The sequence below is a fragment of the Bradyrhizobium sp. USDA 336 genome (assembly GCF_044908355.1).
GTDB lineage: Bacteria > Pseudomonadota > Alphaproteobacteria > Rhizobiales > Xanthobacteraceae > Bradyrhizobium > Bradyrhizobium yuanmingense.
The window spans coordinates 6,457,501-6,475,267 of sequence record NZ_JBIYDC010000002.1 but is presented as its reverse complement, the minus strand read 5'-3'; the positions used below and the strand labels follow the sequence as shown (position 1 = coordinate 6,475,267).

The window sequence follows — 17,767 nt, the reverse complement described above, 5'->3', positions numbered from 1 at the left end:
TGCGCAGCGCGAAGCGGTGCGCTGCAGAGCCGGGGCCCATTGCGGCCATCTGGGTCCCGGCTCTGCGAAGCAGCACTGCGTGCTGCATCGCGTCCGGGACACGGCTAATTCCTTCCCTTCGTCGGGATCTTGTTGAACGGCACGTCCTTGTCGACGCGGATGTCGCCTGGCAGGCCCAGCACCCGCTCGGCGATGATGTTGCGCATGATCTCGTCGGTGCCGCCTTCGACGCGGGTACCCGGCGCGCGCAGCAGCATGGCCTGGAAACGGCCGGCGAGCTCGGCATCCTCACCGCTGACGACGCCGGACGCGCCCTGCAGATCCAACGCGTAGGTCGCCACGTCCTGGATCATGGAGCCCGCCACCAGCTTGCCGATGGAGTTCTCCGGCCCCGGGCGTTCACCCCTCGACAGCGCCGAGATTGCGCGCATGCTGGTGTATTTCAGCCCGCTCGCCTTCACCGCCCAGTTCGCCAGCTTGGATCGTACCGCGCGATCCTCGATCGCCGGGCCGTCGTCGAGCATCAGGCTGGAGCAGTACTCGAACAATTCGGGGAAGCCGGTCGAGACGGCCGCGCCGATCGCGCTGCGCTCGTTCATCAGCGTGGTCAGCGAGACGTTCCAGCCGTCGCCGACGTCGCCGAGACGCTGATGGTCGGGAATGCGGACATTGGTGAAATAGACCTCGTTGAAGTCGGAGGCGCCGCTCGCCTGCTTGATCGGCCGCACCTCGACGCCGGGGCTCTTCATGTCCAGGAAGAACATAGTGAGGCCCTTGTGCTTGGGCACGGTCGGATCGGTGCGGGTGAGCAGGATGCCGTAGTCGGAATAATGCGCGCCCGAGGTCCAGATCTTCTGGCCGTTGATGATCCAATCGTCGCCGTCCTTCTCGGCGCGTGTGCGCAAGCCCGCAACGTCCGAGCCGCCCGCCGGCTCGGAGAACAGCTGGCACCACACCTTCTCGCCGGAGGCGAGCGGCGGCAGATAGGTGCGCTTATGCTCCTCGCGCGCGAACGCCATCATGGTCGGCCCGCACATGCCGTGGCCGATGATGAACATGCGGGACAGCTGGCCGAACGGCCCCTCCTCCTGCTGCCAGATCACGCGCTCGATCGGCGAGGCGCCACGCCCGCCATATTCCTTCGGCCAGTGCAGGCAGGCCCAGCCGGCGTCGGCCTTTTTCTTCTGCCAGGCTTTTGCGACCTGCAGGATATCCGCGTTTTTGAGCACGGTACGCCCGAGCGAGGATTTGCGCAGCTCCTCCTCGTATTGCTTGGGCGCGTTGGCGTTGATCCAGGCGCGGGCGGTGGCGCGGAACTCGGCTTCCTGCGGGGTGTCGTCGAAGTTCATGGTCTCATCTCTCGGTTCGTTCCCCGGACGCTGCGCAGCGCGAAGCGGTGCGCTGCAGAGCCGGGGTCCATTGCAGCCCCTGGGTCCCGGCTCTGCGGCGCTCCGCGCCGCGTCCGGGGACACGAGCGAGGGTTACGCCGCGTTCTTCTTCCGCATGCGGTCGATCAGCTGATCCTCCCAATAGGACAGGCTGCCCAGGCCAAGCGCCATCGCATTGGCGCTGCGGTAGTACATGTGGCAGTCAAATTCCCAGGTGAAGCCCATGCCGCCGTGGACCTGGATGTTGTTCTTGGCGCAGTGCTGGAACGCCTGCGTCGCGCTGATGCGCGCGGCGGCGGCGGCTTCCGGCAGCTCGGCCGCATTGGTCGAGAGTGCCCAGGCGCCGTAATAGCTGTTGGATCGCGCCAGCGTCGCCGAGACGTACATGTCGGCCAGCATGTGCTTGACGGCCTGGAACGAGCCGATCTGCCGGCCGAAGGCGATGCGGTCCAGCGCGTAGTCGCGGCCCATCTCCAGCGCGCGGTCGGCGCCGCCGACCTGCTCGAACGCGCACAGCACCGCGGCGCGGTCGAGCACCTGGGTGAGGATGCTCCAGCCGTCGCCCGCGGCGCCGAGAGGCTCGGCTTTGGCGTCCTTAAAGGTGATCTCGGCCTGCCCGCGGGTCGGATCGAGATTAGTGAGGTTCTTGACCTCGACGCCGCCGGCTTTGAGATCGACCAGGAACAGCGAGATGTCATTGTCGCGCCCGCTCGATCCCGTGCGCGCGGCAACCACCGCAAAATCGGCGATGGCACCGTCGGCGACCGGCTTCTTGACGCCGTTGAGCACCCCGTTCGCAGCCGTCAGCTTGACGTTCTTCGGCGCTGGGTTGCCCTTGCCCTCGAACAGCGCCAGCGTGCCGATGGCCTCTCCGGACGCAATCGCCGGCAGCCATTTCTTCTTTTGCGCGTCGCTGCCGGCGATCAGCAACGCTTCGGCGGCGAGGTACACGGTCGAGGAAAACGGCACCGGCGCGTTGGCGCGGCCCATTTCTTCCGCGATCACGCACAGCTCGAGATGGCCCGCGCCGGCACCGCCGAACTCCTCGGGAATCGCGACGCCGAGGAAGCCCATCTCGGCGAGGCCTTTCCACAGCTCCTTGTCGTAAGGCGTCTTGCCGTCGAGCACGACACGCACCGCCTTGGGCGAGCATTTCTCGGCGAGGAACTTGCGCGCTTGGTCGCGGAGCTGTTTTTGGTCGTCGGAGAAATCGAAGTTCATGGCGGGGCTACCTTTGTTTATTCGTTGTCATTTATTGGCACCGTCATTCCGGGGCGCGCCCCTTGGCGCGAGCCCGGAATCCATAACCACGAGCCGGGGTTATGGATTCCGGGCCTGGCCCTTCGGGCCATCCCGGAATGACGAGGGGAGAGAGTTGCGCTCTCATTTCAGCACGATCACATCTTCATCCGGCTTGTCCGCATAGAGCCGCTCCACCAGCGCCGCGCGGCGTTCCAGGCCGGCGCGCTGGTTGATGTAGCCCTTGTCGGTGAGCTCGTTGCCGTCGATCGAAGGCGGCTCGACCATCAGCATCGCGCGCGCGATGACCCGGCTGCTGGCGCCTTCGCACTCACGGTTGTGGGCTTCCAGGCCGCGCCTGAAGCAGGCGATCACCTCGGGATGCTTCACCGCATCGGTAAAGCTCAGATCGGGATTGCCGGCCAGCTGGCGGCAGGCGTGCAGGTTCGGCCAGGCCAAGAGGCCGATGAAGGGACGGTCCTGCCCCGCGACCAGCGCGTCGTGCACCACAGGCGTCGCTGCTGCGATCGCATCGGTCCGCAGAGAGCCGACATGCACGAACGTGCCGGTGGTGAGCTTGAAGTCTTCCACCACGCGGCCGGCAAAGATGATGCCTTGCACCGGATCGGCATCGTCGACGAAGATGCCGGCATCGCCAATGCAGTAGAATCCTTCCTCGTCGAACATTTTCCTGGTCAGCTCCGGCTGGCCGAAATAGCCGGGCGTGACGTTGACGCCGCGCAGGCGCAATTCGTACTTCGAGCCGCAAGGCACCATCTTCAACTCGACGCCTGGGAACGGCAGGCCGATCAGGCCGACGCGCTCGGTGTCCCAATAGGTGCCGGTCGAGGTCGGCGCGGTCTCGGTCGAGCCCCAGCCGGTATAGAACACGATCCGCTCTCCGGTGGTCTTTACCGCCAGCGCTTGCATGCGCTCGTAGAGATCGTCAGGCAGGCGCGCGCCGCCATAGGCCATGATCGAGAGGTTCTTGAAGAATGAGCGGCAAAGCGCGTCGTCCTTCTCCATGGCGGCGGCGAGCGCGGCATAGCCGGCGGGCACGTTGGCGTAATAGGTCGGCGAGATCTCGCGCAAATTGCGCAGCGTCTCCTCGAACTGGCCCGGCATCGGGCGCCCGTCGTCGATATAGAGCGTGCCACCGTCGACCAATATTGGATGGAACGCGGCATTGCCGCCCATGGTGTGGTTCCAGGGCATCCAGTCCAGCATGGTCGCAACAGGCCCGTTCGGATCGCGCGGCCGCACCTGCATCATCATCGCCGCATTGGCGCACATCATCTCCTGCGTGTTGATGACGGCCTTGGGCATGCCGGTCGAGCCCGACGTGAACAGCAGCTTGCCGATGGTCTGCGGCGTGATCTTCGCGATCGAGGCCTCGACATCGGCCGTGACGGGCGTTGCTGCGAGCTCGGCAAAGCTGACGCTCTTGATGCCCTCGCAGGGCCGCGCGACGTGGACCACGGTGACGCCGCTGAGGTCGAGCGCCTTCAGCGCCTTCTCGAAGGTCGGTCCGTCCTGCACCATCAGTACGGCCGGCTTGATCAGGTCGAACAGATACTTCAGCTTGACGTGGTCGTGGCTCATCAAGGAGTAGGCCGGCGATACCGGCGCTGCGGGGACGCGCGCCTGCATCGCAGCCTGCGTCATCAGCGCATGCTCGATCGAATTGCCCGAGAGGATCGTGACGGGCCGGCCGCCGAGCTCGAGATTGAGCAAGCCTTGCGTCAGCGCGTCCACGATGCGCTTGGCTTCGCCATAGGACACCTTGCGCCATTCGCGGTTCGGACCGCCGCGCTGCGCCAGCCAGATGCGCTCGGGCGCTTCCTTCGCCCATTTCGCCAGCGACGCCGGAATGTGCTTCTCATAAGGCTGCAGCGGAATGCGCGACTTCAGCACCACCGTGCCGTCGGCGCGGCGCTCGACGTCGATGTCGCGCGCGAGCCACTGGACCTTGCGAAAGGCGGGCTTCGTCATCACCGCTGCCGCGCTTCCACTCATTTTGCGTCTCCCGGAATTACTGTCCTTTGCGGATCGTTCTCGTTCAGCGCCTGATATAGACAGGCTTTCGCTTCTCAAGGAAGGCCCTGATGCCTTCCGAAAACTCCTCCGAGCGGCTGCACAGGACCTGGTTGCGATCCTCCATCGCAATCGCGGCTTCGAGCGAGCCGGCATCGACGCTCATGTTGAGGCATTCCTTGGATAGCCGTAGGCCCACGGGCGAGGCCGTCATCATCGCCTCGACGTAAGGCCCTGCCGCGTCATCGAGCTTGTCCTCGTCCACGAGCTCCGAGACGAGGCCGACCGCGAGCGCGCGCTCCGCTCCGATGAAGCGCCCGGTGAGGATCAGCTCGGATGCAACGGAGACGCCGACGAGGCGCGGCAGAAAATAGCTGGTGCCGATGTCGCAGCCGCCGAGACCGAGCTTGATGAAGGCACAATTCATCCGCGCCGATCTCGTCGCGATGCGCATGTCTGAGGCCAGCGCCAGCGCAAAGCCGCCGCCGGCGGCCGCGCCCTGCACCAGCGCCAGGATCGGCTGCGGACAGCGCCGCATCAGTATCACGATGTCGGCGATGCGCCGCTGCGAATCCAGCGACTCCGTGACGCCCGGCGGCTCCTGCTGCCCGGCCCGGCGCTCCATCGCGGCTTTGAGATCGAGGCCGGCACAAAAATTCCTGCCGGCGCCCTTGAGCACGACGACGCGCGTGTCGCGATTGCGTTGCAGGCCCTGGAAATAATCGTTGAGCGCATCGATCAGCGCGGGATCGAGCGCGTTGAGGTGCTCGGGCCGATTGAGCGTCACCCGGTCGACGCCGTCGTCATGCTCGATCAGCAGCGGTTGGGACATGAGGCTCGTACCTTCGTGCCACACAGAGACCGTCTCCCACCCTCCCCTGGAGGGGGAGGGTCGATCGCGCGCAGCGCGAGCGGGGTGGGGTGACAGTCTCTCCCCACCGAACAGTGCCCGAGTGGAGAGATCACCCCACCCCGGCGCTTCGCGCCGACCCTCCCCCTCCAGGGGAGGGTAAGAGAGAGCCGCCTACCTTGGCGCCATCCTGATCGCGCCGTCGAGGCGGATGGTCTCGCCGTTCAGCATCGGGTTCTCGACGATGTGCACCGCGAGCATGCCGTATTCGTTGGCATCGCCGAGACGCGAGGGATGCGGCACCTGGGCGCCCAGGCTCTTGCGGGCCTCTTCGTTCAAGCCCATCAGCAGCGGCGTGAAGAACAGGCCGGGCGCAATGGTGTTGACGCGGATCTTCTGGCTGGCGAGATCGCGCGCGGCCGGCAGCGTGAGGCCGACGACGCCACCCTTCGAGGCCGAATAGGCGATCTGGCCGATCTGGCCTTCGTAGGCGGCAACCGAGGCAGTGTTGATGATGACGCCGCGCTCTTCGCCGATCGGCTCCGCAGTGACGAGGCGCTCAGCGAACAGACGCAGACAGTTGAACGTGCCGATCAGGTTGACGTTGATGATGCGCGCGAACTTTTCGAGCGGATAGACACCGTCGCGGCCGACGATGCGCTGCGAGCCGCCGATGCCGGCGCAGTTCATCAGCACGCGGGCGACGCCGTGTGCGGCTTCCGCTTTGGCAATCGCAGCCTTGATCTGCTCCTCGCTGGTGACGTCGGCGTGCAGCGCGACGCCCTTCACTTCGGCGGCCACCTTCTCGGCGTTTTCCTTGCTCTGATCGATCACGCCGATCTTGGCGCCCTTGGCGGCCATGGCGCGGGCGGTCGCGGCACCAAGGCCCGAGCCGCCGCCGGTGATGAGAACGGCTACGTCTTTCAACTGCATTTTAGAACCTCTCCTTGTTGTGGCGAATGGCGAATAGCGAGTGGCGAATGGAGCCTGCGGCCCAATTCGCTATTCGCCATTCGCCATTCGCTCGTTCAGTATGCCGCCGCAGATCAGCGTTTCCATGTGCTTGATGTATTGCCGGCAAACATCATCGGTGACCGGGCCGACGCCGGTCGCGCGGGACATCGCGTGCCGGCCGAAGAACAGGTGATCGCAGGCGCCGATCAGGCTGGTGTAGAACAGCACCGGATCGGTCGGGCGGAATTCGCCGCGGCTGACGCCTTCCGCCAGCAGGCGGCGGTGGAAGTCCAACAGCGGCGCAACGAAGAATTTCGAGACTTCGTCGGCGGAGCTCGCGCTGGTCTCGTGCAAGAGATAGTGGATCAGCCGGTTCATGTAGGGGAACCGATGATAGGCGCGGATGATGCCGGCGACATGCAGCTTCAGCTTCGCCGTCGACGTGATCGGCTGCGCCAGCAGATATTCGAGGTTGGTCATCTCGGTCGCGGCATCCCGCGCGAGCAGCGCCAGCAGCAGGCCGTCCTTGTTGCCGAAGTGATATTTGACCAGGGCCGCGTTGGCGCCCGACTTCTGCGCAATGTCGGAGAGCGAGATCTCAATCGACGAGCGCTCGATCATCAGCTCGCTCGCGGCCACCAGCAATTTCTCTGCCGTGGAATTTTTCCCGCTGGGGAGCCTGTTCGGTACGCTGGTCGCCACGGAGATCCCTGTTTGGCCGCTGGAGCGGGCGCAGATAAGCGCAAGCAGCGCCTCATCACAAGAGTTAATTGATCGATTGACTAAACGATCTTCGGCCCCTTAAATCCGTCCCCGACAACTAACCCAATCAGAATCCAGGGAGAGACCGAATGGCCGAGGCTTACATCGTCGCCGCAGCGCGTACCGCCGGCGGGCGCAAGGGGGGCCGCCTCGCCGGCTGGCATCCGGCCGATCTCGCCGCGAAGGTGCTGGACGAGCTGGTCGACCGCACCAAGGTCGATCCGGCCCAGGTGGAGGACGTGATCATGGGCTGCGTCATGCAGGTCGGCGAACAGTCCAACAACGTCGCGCGCAACGCGATCATGGCCTCGAAGCTTCCGGAAAGCGTGCCGGGCACCTCGATCGACCGCCAGTGCGGCTCCTCGCAGCAGGCGCTGCACTTCGCCGCGCAGGCGGTGATGTCGGGTGCGATGGACGTCGTGATCGCGGCCGGCGTGGAGTCGATGACGCGGGTGCCCATGGGCCTGTCGTCGCAGCTTCCGGCCAAGAACGGCTTTGGCAATTACAAGAGCCCGGGCATCGAGAAGAAGTATCCGAACATCGTGTTCAGCCAGTTCACCGGCGCGGAGATGATGGCCGAGAAGTACGGCCTCTCCAAGGATGAGCTCGACCAGTACTCCTACGACAGCCATCAGCGCGCGATCGCGGCGACGCAAGCAGGTCACTTCAAGAAGGAGATCGTGCCGCTCGAGATCACCCGCGCCGACGGCAGCAAGGACACCCACCACATCGACGAAGGTATCCGCTTCGATGTCACGCTCGACGGCATCAAGGGCGTCAAGTTGATCGCCGAGAACGGCAAGCTCACCGCAGCCAGCGCCAGCCAGATCTGCGACGGCGCCTCCGGCGTCATGGTGGTGAACGAGAAGGGCCTGAAGCAGCTTGGCGTCAAGCCGCTCGCCCGCATCCATCACATGACCATGACCGGCGGCGATCCCGTGATCATGCTCGATGCTCCCCTGCACGCCACCAAGCGTGCGCTGGAGAAGGCCGGCATGAAGATCGGCGACATCGACCTGTTCGAGGTCAACGAAGCCTTCGCCTCGGTGCCGACCGCCTGGCTGAAGACCACGGGTGCCGATCCGGAGCGTCTCAACGTCAACGGCGGCGCCATCGCGCTCGGCCATCCGCTCGGCGGCTCCGGCACCAAGCTGATGACGACGCTGGTCCACGCCCTGCACCAGCGCGGCAAGCGCTATGGCCTGCAGACCATGTGCGAGGGTGGTGGCATGGCCAACGTGACGATCGTGGAGCGGCTGTAAGAAAAGCAAAAGCGAGTAGCGAGTGGCGAGTAGCGAATGGTGACTAGGCGAAGAGCGGTTTGCCCTTCTTCCCTATTCGCCACTCGCTACTCGCCATTCGCGTTTTGAGGAAACGCCATGACCCACCCCTGTATCCACGCCAAGACGACGCCCGACAAGATCGCCTACCAGATGGCCGGGACCGGCAAGGCGATCACCTATCGCGAGCTCGACGAGCTCTCGAACCAGGGCGCGCAGCTGTTTCGCTCGCTTGGCCTCAAGGCCGGTGACCACATTGCGCTGTTGATGGAGAACCGGCTCGCCTTCATGGAGCTGTGCTGGGCGGCACAGCGCAGCGGGCTCTATTACACCGCGATCAGCCGCTACCTGAAGCAGGACGAGATCGATTACATCATCGCCGATTGCGGCGCCAAGGTCGTGATCACGACGCCGAAATGCGCCGACCAGATCAAAGGCCTGATCAAGGGCACGCCCGGCGAGCCGATCTTCTACATGATGGACGACCCGCTGCCCGGCTTCCGCTCCTACGACAAGGAAGCCGCCGCGCAGCCGACCACGCCGATCGCCGATGAGGTCGCAGGCTACGACATGCTGTATTCGTCGGGCACCACCGGCCGCCCGAAGGGAATCAAGAAGGCTTTCGAAGGCAACAGGATCGACGTGCCGAACGCCTTCCTGCGCGTGCTCTGCGCCGACATGTGCGGCATGAATGCGGAGAGCACCTATCTGTCGCCGGCGCCGCTCTATCACGCAGCGCCCCTGCGCTTCAACATGATGGCGATCGTGCTCGGCGGCACCTCCATCATCATGGAGCACTTTGACGCCGAAGAGTTCTTGAAGCTGGTCGAAAAGTACAAGGTGACGCAATCACAGCTGGTGCCGACCATGTTCGTGCGCATGCTGAAGCTGCCGGACGAGGTGCGCACGAGGTACGACGTCTCCACCCTGAAGGGCGCGATCCACGCCGCCGCGCCCTGCCCCATCGACGTCAAGGCCAAGATGATCGAATGGTGGGGGCCGATCCTGATCGAGTATTACGCCGGGTCTGAAGGCAATGGCGTCACCGTCTGCAACTCGCAGCAATGGCTGGAGCACCGCGGCAGCGTCGGCCGCGCAGTGGTCGGCAAGATCAAGATTCTCGGCGAGAATGACGAGGAGCTGCCGGTCGGCGAAATCGGTACCGTCTATTTCGCCGACGCGCCCGCATTCACCTATCACAACGATCCCGAGAAGACGAAGAAGGCCTACAACGCCAAGGGTTGGTCGACCCTCGGCGATGTCGGCTATCTCGACAAGGACGGCTTCCTCTATCTCACCGACCGCAAGTCCTACATGATCATTTCCGGCGGGGTGAACATCTATCCGCAGGAGACGGAGGACGTACTGATCACGCACCCTGAGGTGGCCGACGTCGCGGTGTTCGGCGTGCCGAACGAGGAGATGGGCGAAGAGGTCAAGGCGGTGGTGCAGCCGCACGACATGAGCCGCGCCGGCAAGGCACTCGAGGCCGATCTGATCGATTATTGCAAGAGCCGCCTCTCCGCCATCAAATGCCCGCGCTCGATCGATTTCGAAGCCGAGCTGCCACGCACGCCGACCGGCAAGCTGGTGAAGCGGCATTTGCGCGATCGGTATTGGCCGAAGACAGCGGCGAAGATTTAGGGAGAGCGGCCGCTCTCAACACCGTCATGCCCGGGCTTGTCCCGGGCATCCACGTTCTTTGTACCGCAAAGGAAGACGTGGATGGCCGGGTCAAGCCCGGCCATGACGCCGAGCAAGCTTTGGTATCTTCAATCGAACAGGCTCGGGGTGTGGTTCACCAGCGCGCCTTCGATCTCGAGCATCTTCAGCTTCGTGACCACGCCGCCGTTCGCGGAGAAGCCCCCGGGCTTGTTGCCCGCCGCCAGCACGCGATGGCAGGGCACGACGATCGGGCACGGGTTGCGGCCGAGCGCCTGGCCGACGTCGCGGGACAGCTGGACGCCGCCGAGCTGCTTGGCGATGTCGCCGTAGGTGACGGTCTTGCCGGGTGGAATCGCGCGGGCGATCGCGTAGACGCCGCGGTTGAACTCGGGCACGCCGTCGAGGTCGAGCGGAATATCGGTGAGATCATCCGGCTCGCCGGCGAGCAGTCTCGTCATGCGGTCGACCGCCTGTTGCACCTCGGCGGTCGGCTCGGCCTCAATGGCGTCAGGATGGCGCTGGCTGATGCGGGTGCGGATCTTCTGCTCGCCGCCCATCGGCAATTGCGTGCCGTTGATGCCGCGCGGGCCCCAGGCGATGGCACACAGGCCGATCTTTGTGTCGAACAGGGCAAAATGCTGGTCGGTCATGACTTGGTTCCTGGATTGCTTTCGTTGCAGGCCCCCACTTTGATGTCGTGCCAAATCTAGGCTTGGAAATAGTTGCGATCCACCCGGTTTCCGGGAATCTTGCACAGGCGTTCCAATCCTCTCCCGCGAGTCCATAATGCAGAGCCTCCACGTCAACGGTTACGACATGCCCTATCTCGACGTGGGCGAAGACAGGGGCCGTCCGCCACTCGTCTGCGTGCATGGATCGCTGAATGACTTCCGCGTCTGGGGCTGCGTGCTCGGGCCGCTGACGCAGCGGCACCGGGTGATCGCCGTCAGCCTGCGGCACTTCTTCCCGGAAAAATGGGATGGGGTCGGTGACACCTATTCGATCGCCCAGCACGCCAGCGACGTCATCGCCTTCATCGACAAGCTCGACCTCGGGCCGGTCGATTTGATGGGCCATTCCCGCGGCGGGCATATCTGCTTCCGCGTGGCACAGCAGCGGCCCGATCTGTTGCGACGGCTGATCCTGGCCGAACCGGGGGGCGAGCTAGATGCCAGCCTTGATCCGGATTACGTCGGCGGCCCCTCGCCGCTGCTGGCGCGCTTCACCGCCTCGGCCGAGAAGATCGCCGCCGGCGATGTCGACGGCGGCCTTGCCGTCTTCGTCGACACGCTGGAAGGCCCCGGCACCTGGCCGCGATTGCCCGCGATGGTGAAGCAGAACCTGCGCGACAATGCCTATACCCTGATCGGCCAGGTCCGCGACAGCCGCCCGCCGTTCTCTAGGGCGGACGCGGAGGCGATCAAGATGCCGACGCTGTTCATCCTGGGCGCGCGGACCAAGGGCCTCTTGCCGAAAGTGCTGCATGCGCTGGCCGCCCATGTGCCTTATTCCAAGACGGCGATCATCCCGAACGCGACGCATCCGATGTTCGAGCAGGCGCCGCAGAAATTCTCCGAAGTGGTTTTGGATTTTCTGGCGAGCTGACCATGCAAAGCTTCCACGTCAACGGTTACGACATGGCCTATCTCGAAGTCGGTGAGGGTCCGCCGCTGGTCTGCGTGCACGGCACACTCGGCGACTTCCGCACCTGGTATTCGGTGCTCGGTCCGCTGTCGAAATCCCATCGCGTGATCGCGGTCAGCCTGCGGCACTTCTTTCCCGAGCATTGGGACGCCGTCGGCGACGACTACAAGATGGCGCAGCACGTTGCCGATACGATCGCCTTCATCGAGCAGGTCAAGCCCGGCCCCGTCGACCTGATGGGCCATTCGCGCGGCGGCCACATCGCCTTCCGCGTGGCGCAGGCGCGGCCCGATCTGTTGCGCAAGCTGGTGCTCGCCGAGCCCGGCGGCGATCTCGACGTATCCCTGCCTGTGCCGGCAGGCACGCCCGCGCATCCGCCGCTGGCGGCGCGCACCGCGCGGTCGGTCGAGATGATCCGCGCCGGCGACCTCGAGGGCGCGGTGCGGAATTTCTACGAAGGTATCGAAGGCGACGGCTCCTGGCGGCGCGTGCCGGCTGCGGCCAAGCAGCAACTGCGCGACAACGCGCTCACCTTCCTCGGCCAGATCAACGAGCAGCGCCGGCCCTACACGCTCGGCGATGCGCAGGCGATCAGGACGCCGACGCTGCTGATCGGCGGCGGCGCCACCACCGGCAGCCTGTCAGTGATGTGGCGCGTGCTGGCCGCGCACATCGCGGGCGCCGAGACGGCGGTGATCGCGAACGCCGGCCACTGGATGTTCGAGCAGGCGCCGCTCGAGTTCGGCGAGGTGGTGAGTAGGTTCCTGGCGAAGTAGCTCACACCTTCCACACGCCGACGGGCATCTTGATCGTCGCGTTCAAGCGGTTCCACACGTTGATCGTCGCGATCGCAAGAATCAGGGTGGCGAGCTCGCGCTCGTCGAAGTGCTTGGCGGCTTCATTCCAGATCGCATCGGGCACCGGATCCTCGCGATCGGCAAGGCGCGTGGCGGCTTCGGTCAGGGCCAGCGCGGCGCGCTCGGCATCGGTGAAGTAGGGCGCCTCGCGCCAGGCGGATACGGCGAACAGGCGCTCGTCGGTCTCGCCCAGCCTGCGGGCGACCTTCGGGTGCATGTCGACGCAGACGCTGCAGCCATTGATCTGGCTGGCGCGCAGGTGCACCAGTTCCAAGAGCTTTTCCGGCAGACCCTGTTTTGTCAGGTTGCCGAGGGACTGAAGGACATTCATGGCCTCCGGCAGGACCATGACAGGGTGTTTCATGCGGGCGTGCATCATGTTGCAACTCCATCTGTCGAATTTCGAAGGTTCCGGTCACATCGACTGGATTGGCTTCGTCATGGGCTTGACGGATCGCGACGAGGGAATGTGACCGATGACCGAAGAAAATTTTCTGACTGAGCAGTTCGAAGCGAGCAGGGACCATTTGCGTGCGGTCGCCTACCGCATGCTGGGCTCCCGCGCCGAGGTCGACGATGCCGTGCAGGAGGCCTGGCTGCGGGTCAGCCGCTACGACCTGTCCGACATCGCGAATTTGCGCGGCTGGCTGACCACGGTCGTTGCCCGTATTTGCCTCGACATGCTGCGCGCCCGGAAATCGCGCCGCGAGTATCCGATGGGTCCGCACGTACCCGAGCCGGTCGACGATACCCGCGAGCGCGAAGCGGAGATGGCCGATTCGGTGGGTGCGGCGCTGCTGGTGGTGCTGGAAACGCTGCAGCCCGCGGAGCGGCTCGCCTTCGTGCTGCACGACATGTTCGCCGTCCCGTTCGAGGAGATCGCGCCGATCGTCGGCCGCTCGGTCGATGCCTCGCGGCAGCTGGCGAGCCGCGCCCGGCGGCGCGTGCAGGGCGCACCGGTGCCGGAGACGGATCTGACGCAACAGCGAAGGATCGTCGATGCATTTCTCGAAGCCTCGCGCGGGGGCAACTTCGAAGGGCTGCTCGCGGTGCTGGATCCCGACGTCGTCTTCCGCGCCGATCTGGCGGCGGTGCGGCTCGGCTCGCTGGCGGAGGTCCGCGGCGCCGAGGCTGTCGCGCAGCTCTACAAGGGCCGCGCCCGGGCGGCGCGCACGGCGCTGGTCGATGGCGAGATGGGTGCTGCCGTCATCCTCGGCGGACAGTTGCGGGTCGCGCTGCGCGTGACGTTCGTGGGCGAGCGGATCGGCGCGATCGAGGCCGTCGCCGATGCGGACGACATCGCCGCGATGGAGGTGCAGGTGCTGGATGGCTCAGATCCGGACCCGTTGTCGCGAAAACAACCCCATGCACAGTAGACGGACTTAGGAAAATCAACAGCTTACCCGGGTGACATGAAGCCATTGGGATCGCCCCAGATACGGCTTGACGCTCTACTTGGCCGAGCGTAAGTTCGAATACGGAATTCCGTATTCCGATAAGCTTGGAGCTGCCGGCGTGATCCCTCTCGACCCGCTCCCGAACCTGATCGACCAGGTCTATGCGCGGATCCTGGAGGCGATCTCTGACCGCACGCTTCGGCCCGGCCAGCGCATCCGGCAGAACGAGCTCGCCGATCGGCTCGGCGTGTCGCGCCAGCCGGTGTCGCATGCGCTGCATCTGTTGCATCGGCAAGGCCTGGTCGCCGAGAGCGGCCGCCGCGGCTTTGAAGTGACACAGCTCGATCCCGCGCGCATCCGTCAGCTCTACGAGGTGCGCGGCGCCATCGACGCGCTGGCGGCCGGGCTGGCCGCTCAGCGCGCGGCCAGCGACGCAGCGGGACGCGCGCGACTGGAGGCAGCGCTCGCCGCCGGGCGCCGCAGTGACCGCAACACGATTCTACCCGAGCTCATCACCCTCGATGTCGATTTTCACCGCGCGATCTATCAGCTCGCCGGCAATCCCGTGATCGAGGAGGCCATGGCGCCGCAATGGCCGCACATGCGGCGCTCGATGGCGACAGTGCTCTCCGAGCTCGATTATCGCGCCAGCGCCTGGGCGGAGCATGCCGATATTGCCGGACATATTCTCAGCGGCAACGCGACGGCGGCCGAACGCGCCGCGCTCGCGCATGCACAGACGGCGGGACGGATGACCGAGGAGAGATTGCGGGTGACGGAAGAGGCGGCGGCGTAGCACGCCGTCATTCCGGGGCGACGCGACGGGACCGCGCGAAGCGCGGCCCGGGAGCGTCGAGCCCGGAACCCATCGGGCGGCAGAGACTGCGGAGGAATGGATTCCGGGCTCACGCTTCGCGTGCCCCGGAATGACAAAACAAAGCAAACAGGAGGACGACCCGTGAAACTGTCCCAGGAGCAATTGGAGTTCTTCCACCGCGAGGGCTGGCTGTTCCTGCCCGAGCTGTTCGCCCAAGAGGAGGTCGACCTGCTCGCGCGAGAGGCGGTCGCCATTTACGATGCCAACCGGCCCGAGGTCTGGCGCGAGAAGAGCGGCGCGCCGCGCACCGCCTTTGCCGCGCATGTCTACAACGAGGCGTTCGCGATCCTCGGCGCGCATCCGCGCATGATCGAGCCGGTCGAGCAGGTGTTCGGCGAGCCCGTCTACATGCACCAGTTCAAGATCAACGCCAAATCGGCCTTCACCGGCGACGTCTGGCAATGGCACCAGGATTACGGCACCTGGAAGCGCGACGACGGCATGCCGGAGCCGCGGGCGATGAACATCGCGATCTTCCTCGACGAGGTGATGCCGATCAACGGCCCCCTGATGCTGGTGCCGCGCAGCCAGAATGCGGGCGATCTCGAGGCTTCGCACGATCTCGCCACCACCTCCTACCCGCTGTGGACGCTGGACGAGGATACGGTGACGCGCCTCGTCAAGCAGGGCGGCATCGTCGCGCCCACCGGCAAGCCCGGCGGCATGCTGATGTTCCACGGCAATCTCGTGCACGGCTCCAGCGGCAACATCACGCCCTATCCGCGCAAGATCGTGTACCTGACGCTGAATGCGGTCTCGAACCATATCCGCACACCGACACGACCGGATTACATCGCGCATCGCGATTTCACGCCGATTAAGACGGTCGACGACGACGCGCTGCTGCGGCTGGCACGGACACCGCGGCAGGCGGCGGAGTAACCTGTCATTCCGGGGCGACGCGGAGCGTCGAGCCCGGAATCCATCGGGCCGCAGTGCTTGTGGAGAAATGGATTCCGGGCTCGCGCTTCGCGCGCCCCGGAATGACGAAGTTTGACAGTGTCACCTCACAGCCATAGCGATCTCGGACCCCCCATGAACCTCTTCCGCCTCCTGCAAGCCCGCGCATCCGCCGGCAAGCCCGTCCGTGTCGCGCTGATCGGCGCCGGCAAGTTCGGCTCGATGTTCCTCGCACAGGTGCCGCACACGCCGGGGCTGGAGGTGCCCATCATCGTCGACATCGACCGCGACCGGGCCCGCGAGGCCTGCCGGACCGTCGGCTGGAGCGCCGAGCGCATCGCCGCGACCGTGTTCACCGATGACGGCGTGCGCGCCATCGCCGGCGGCGCCATGGACGTGGTGGTGGAGGCGACCGGCAATCCCGCCGTCGGCATTGCCCACGCGCGCGCCGCGATCGCGGCGGGCAAGCATATCGTGATGGTAAATGTCGAGGCCGACGTGCTGGCGGGCGCGCTGCTCGCCGACGAAGCGCGCAAAGCCGGCGTGGTCTATTCGCTCGCCTATGGCGACCAGCCGGCGCTGACGGCGGAGATGGTCGATTGGGCCCGCGCCACAGGCTTTCACGTCGTTGCCGCCGGCAAGGGCACGAAGTACCTGCCGGCCTATCACGACGTGACGCCCGACGGTGTCTGGCAGCACTATGGCCTGACCGCGGGCGAAGCGCAGTCGGCCGGCATGAATCCGCAAATGTTCAACTCTTTCCTCGACGGCACCAAATCGGCGATCGAGATGGCCGCGATTGCCAATGCCTGCGGCCTCGACGTGCCCGCGGAGGGCCTGGCGTTTCCGCCGTGCGGCGTCGACGATCTGCCGCATGTCATGCGGCCGCGCTCGCGCGGCGGCGTGCTGGAGCGATCCGGTGTCGTCGAAGTCGTCTCCTCGCTCGAGCGCGACGGCAGGCCGGTGTTTCGCGATCTGCGCTGGGGCGTCTATGTCGTGCTGGAAGCACCGAACGACTATGCCGCCGACTGCTTCCGGCAATATGGACTGAAGACCGATGCCAGCGGACGCTTCGCCGCCATGTACAAGCCGTATCACCTGATCGGGCTCGAGCTGAACATCTCGGTGCTGTCGGCCGCGCTACGGGGCGAGCCCACCGGGCAGCCTTACGGCTTCCGCGGCGACGTCGCCGCCGTGGCCAAACGTAACTTGCGTGCCGGGGAGGTGCTCGACGGCGAAGGCGGCTACACGGTATGGGGCAAGCTGATACCGGCGGCCGCGAGCCTCAGGGCCGGGGCCCTGCCGATCGGGCTCGCACATCGCCTCAAGCTTAAGCACGACGTCGCCCATGGCACGTTGGTACGCTGGAGCGATGTCGAATTCGACCCCGGCAACGAAACGGTGAAGGCACGCAGGGCCATGGAAGCCGCGTTCGCGCCGCAGCATTGATCGGCTTGGCAGGCGCACAACCAAAGCGAGCTTGATTTGCTGTTCCCCTTTCGTCATGCTGCCTGCGATCCGGGAACATTGAATTTCGGACACCAAGAAACGTCGGCCACCGGCGAAGATGAAGCGGCGTCAAGACCGCGATCCCTCGTCGAGGACACGACACCGCAGGAGGGAACGCATGGAACGTCGTAAATTTCTGACGGCAGGCGGACTGGGCCTTGCCGCAAGCGCAATTGCAGCGCCGGCTGTCGCACAATCAATGCCCGAGGTGAAATGGCGGCTGGCGGCGAGCTGGCCGAAATCACTGGATACGCTCTACGGCGGCTGCGAGTATTTCTGCAAGCGGGTCGCGGAGATCACCGACAACAGATTCCAGATCCAACCCTTCGCGGCCGGCGAAATCGTCGGAGGCCTGCAAGTGCTCGATGCCGTGTCCAACGGCACCGTCGAAATGGGCAACACGGCGCTCTA

General features: G+C 65.3%; 17 protein-coding genes (1 of these 17 cut by a window edge). 9 read left to right on the top strand and 8 right to left on the bottom strand.

Annotated features, from left to right (window positions below):
* Positions 1-104 precede the first annotated feature (104 nt).
* From ABIA45_RS31340 to ABIA45_RS31315, 6 genes are all read right to left on the bottom strand, one after another.
* Positions 105-1,349, bottom strand: a complete 1,245-nt coding sequence (locus ABIA45_RS31340; protein ID WP_404654715.1) for an acyl-CoA dehydrogenase — start codon at positions 1,347-1,349, stop codon at positions 105-107.
* Between the two features lie 132 nt (positions 1,350-1,481).
* Positions 1,482-2,609, bottom strand: a complete 1,128-nt coding sequence (locus ABIA45_RS31335) for an acyl-CoA dehydrogenase family protein (protein WP_404654714.1) — start codon at positions 2,607-2,609, stop codon at positions 1,482-1,484.
* Positions 2,610-2,771: 162 nt separating this feature from the next.
* Positions 2,772-4,643, bottom strand: coding sequence for an AMP-binding protein (locus ABIA45_RS31330; protein ID WP_271546046.1), 1,872 nt, complete (start codon positions 4,641-4,643; stop codon positions 2,772-2,774).
* Positions 4,644-4,686: 43 nt separating this feature from the next.
* Positions 4,687-5,493: an enoyl-CoA hydratase/isomerase family protein gene (locus ABIA45_RS31325; RefSeq protein ID WP_271546048.1), complete on the bottom strand. Its 807-nt coding sequence runs from the start codon at positions 5,491-5,493 to the stop codon at positions 4,687-4,689.
* 192 nt (positions 5,494-5,685) lie between these two features.
* Complete coding sequence (locus ABIA45_RS31320; protein WP_024337318.1) at positions 5,686-6,444, bottom strand: SDR family NAD(P)-dependent oxidoreductase; 759 nt, start codon at positions 6,442-6,444, stop codon at positions 5,686-5,688.
* Positions 6,445-6,513: 69 nt separating this feature from the next.
* A complete protein-coding gene (locus tag ABIA45_RS31315) occupies positions 6,514-7,167 on the bottom strand; it encodes a TetR family transcriptional regulator (RefSeq protein WP_404545579.1) in 654 nt (217 codons plus the stop codon).
* A gap of 149 nt (positions 7,168-7,316) precedes the next feature.
* On the opposite strand from ABIA45_RS31315, the gene ABIA45_RS31310 reads away from it, so the two are divergent.
* Complete coding sequence (locus tag ABIA45_RS31310) at positions 7,317-8,489, top strand: acetyl-CoA C-acetyltransferase (protein WP_109142268.1); 1,173 nt, start codon at positions 7,317-7,319, stop codon at positions 8,487-8,489.
* Between the two features lie 117 nt (positions 8,490-8,606).
* On the top strand, positions 8,607-10,151 hold the full coding sequence (locus tag ABIA45_RS31305; RefSeq protein ID WP_404545577.1) for an acyl-CoA synthetase: 1,545 nt from the start codon (positions 8,607-8,609) through the stop codon (positions 10,149-10,151).
* A 128-nt stretch (positions 10,152-10,279) separates the two neighbouring features.
* On the opposite strand, the gene ABIA45_RS31300 is transcribed toward ABIA45_RS31305, so the two are convergent.
* Positions 10,280-10,822 carry a methylated-DNA--[protein]-cysteine S-methyltransferase gene (locus ABIA45_RS31300; protein ID WP_404545575.1) on the bottom strand — a complete coding sequence of 181 codons (543 nt, stop codon included), beginning with the start codon at positions 10,820-10,822 and terminating at the stop codon, positions 10,280-10,282.
* 136 nt (positions 10,823-10,958) lie between these two features.
* Here ABIA45_RS31300 and ABIA45_RS31295 point away from each other — a divergent pair, with 136 nt between their 5' ends.
* Both ABIA45_RS31295 and ABIA45_RS31290 read left to right on the top strand, forming a co-directional pair.
* Positions 10,959-11,777: an alpha/beta fold hydrolase gene (locus tag ABIA45_RS31295; RefSeq protein WP_275497676.1), complete on the top strand. Its 819-nt coding sequence runs from the start codon at positions 10,959-10,961 to the stop codon at positions 11,775-11,777.
* Positions 11,778-11,779: 2 nt separating this feature from the next.
* Positions 11,780-12,592, top strand: coding sequence for an alpha/beta fold hydrolase (locus ABIA45_RS31290; RefSeq protein ID WP_404545572.1), 813 nt, complete (start codon positions 11,780-11,782; stop codon positions 12,590-12,592).
* A 1-nt stretch (position 12,593) separates the two neighbouring features.
* Here the strand turns inward: ABIA45_RS31290 and ABIA45_RS31285 are convergent, their stop codons facing one another.
* Positions 12,594-13,049 (bottom strand): carboxymuconolactone decarboxylase family protein, encoded by a 456-nt coding sequence (locus ABIA45_RS31285; protein ID WP_271546516.1) that lies wholly within the window; start codon positions 13,047-13,049, stop codon positions 12,594-12,596.
* A 100-nt stretch (positions 13,050-13,149) separates the two neighbouring features.
* Here ABIA45_RS31285 and ABIA45_RS31280 point away from each other — a divergent pair, with 100 nt between their 5' ends.
* From ABIA45_RS31280 to ABIA45_RS31260, 5 genes are all read left to right on the top strand, one after another.
* Positions 13,150-14,049, top strand: coding sequence for a sigma-70 family RNA polymerase sigma factor (locus tag ABIA45_RS31280; protein WP_404545570.1), 900 nt, complete (start codon positions 13,150-13,152; stop codon positions 14,047-14,049).
* A 139-nt stretch (positions 14,050-14,188) separates the two neighbouring features.
* Entirely contained in the window at positions 14,189-14,866 is a 678-nt protein-coding gene (locus ABIA45_RS31275) for a GntR family transcriptional regulator (RefSeq protein ID WP_404545568.1), read from the top strand.
* 162 nt (positions 14,867-15,028) lie between these two features.
* The gene (locus ABIA45_RS31270; RefSeq protein ID WP_404545566.1) at positions 15,029-15,829 is read left to right on the top strand and encodes a phytanoyl-CoA dioxygenase family protein; all 801 of its coding nucleotides are present in this window, start codon (positions 15,029-15,031) and stop codon (positions 15,827-15,829) included.
* Between the two features lie 153 nt (positions 15,830-15,982).
* Positions 15,983-17,296 carry an NAD(P)H-dependent oxidoreductase gene (locus tag ABIA45_RS31265; protein ID WP_404545564.1) on the top strand — a complete coding sequence of 438 codons (1,314 nt, stop codon included), beginning with the start codon at positions 15,983-15,985 and terminating at the stop codon, positions 17,294-17,296.
* Positions 17,297-17,474: 178 nt separating this feature from the next.
* Positions 17,475-17,767, top strand: partial view of a TRAP transporter substrate-binding protein gene (locus ABIA45_RS31260; protein ID WP_157287597.1) — the beginning only. 796 nt of this gene lie beyond the right edge of the window; 293 of the gene's 1,089 nt are visible here — the first part of the coding sequence; it begins with the start codon at positions 17,475-17,477; its stop codon lies off the right edge, out of view.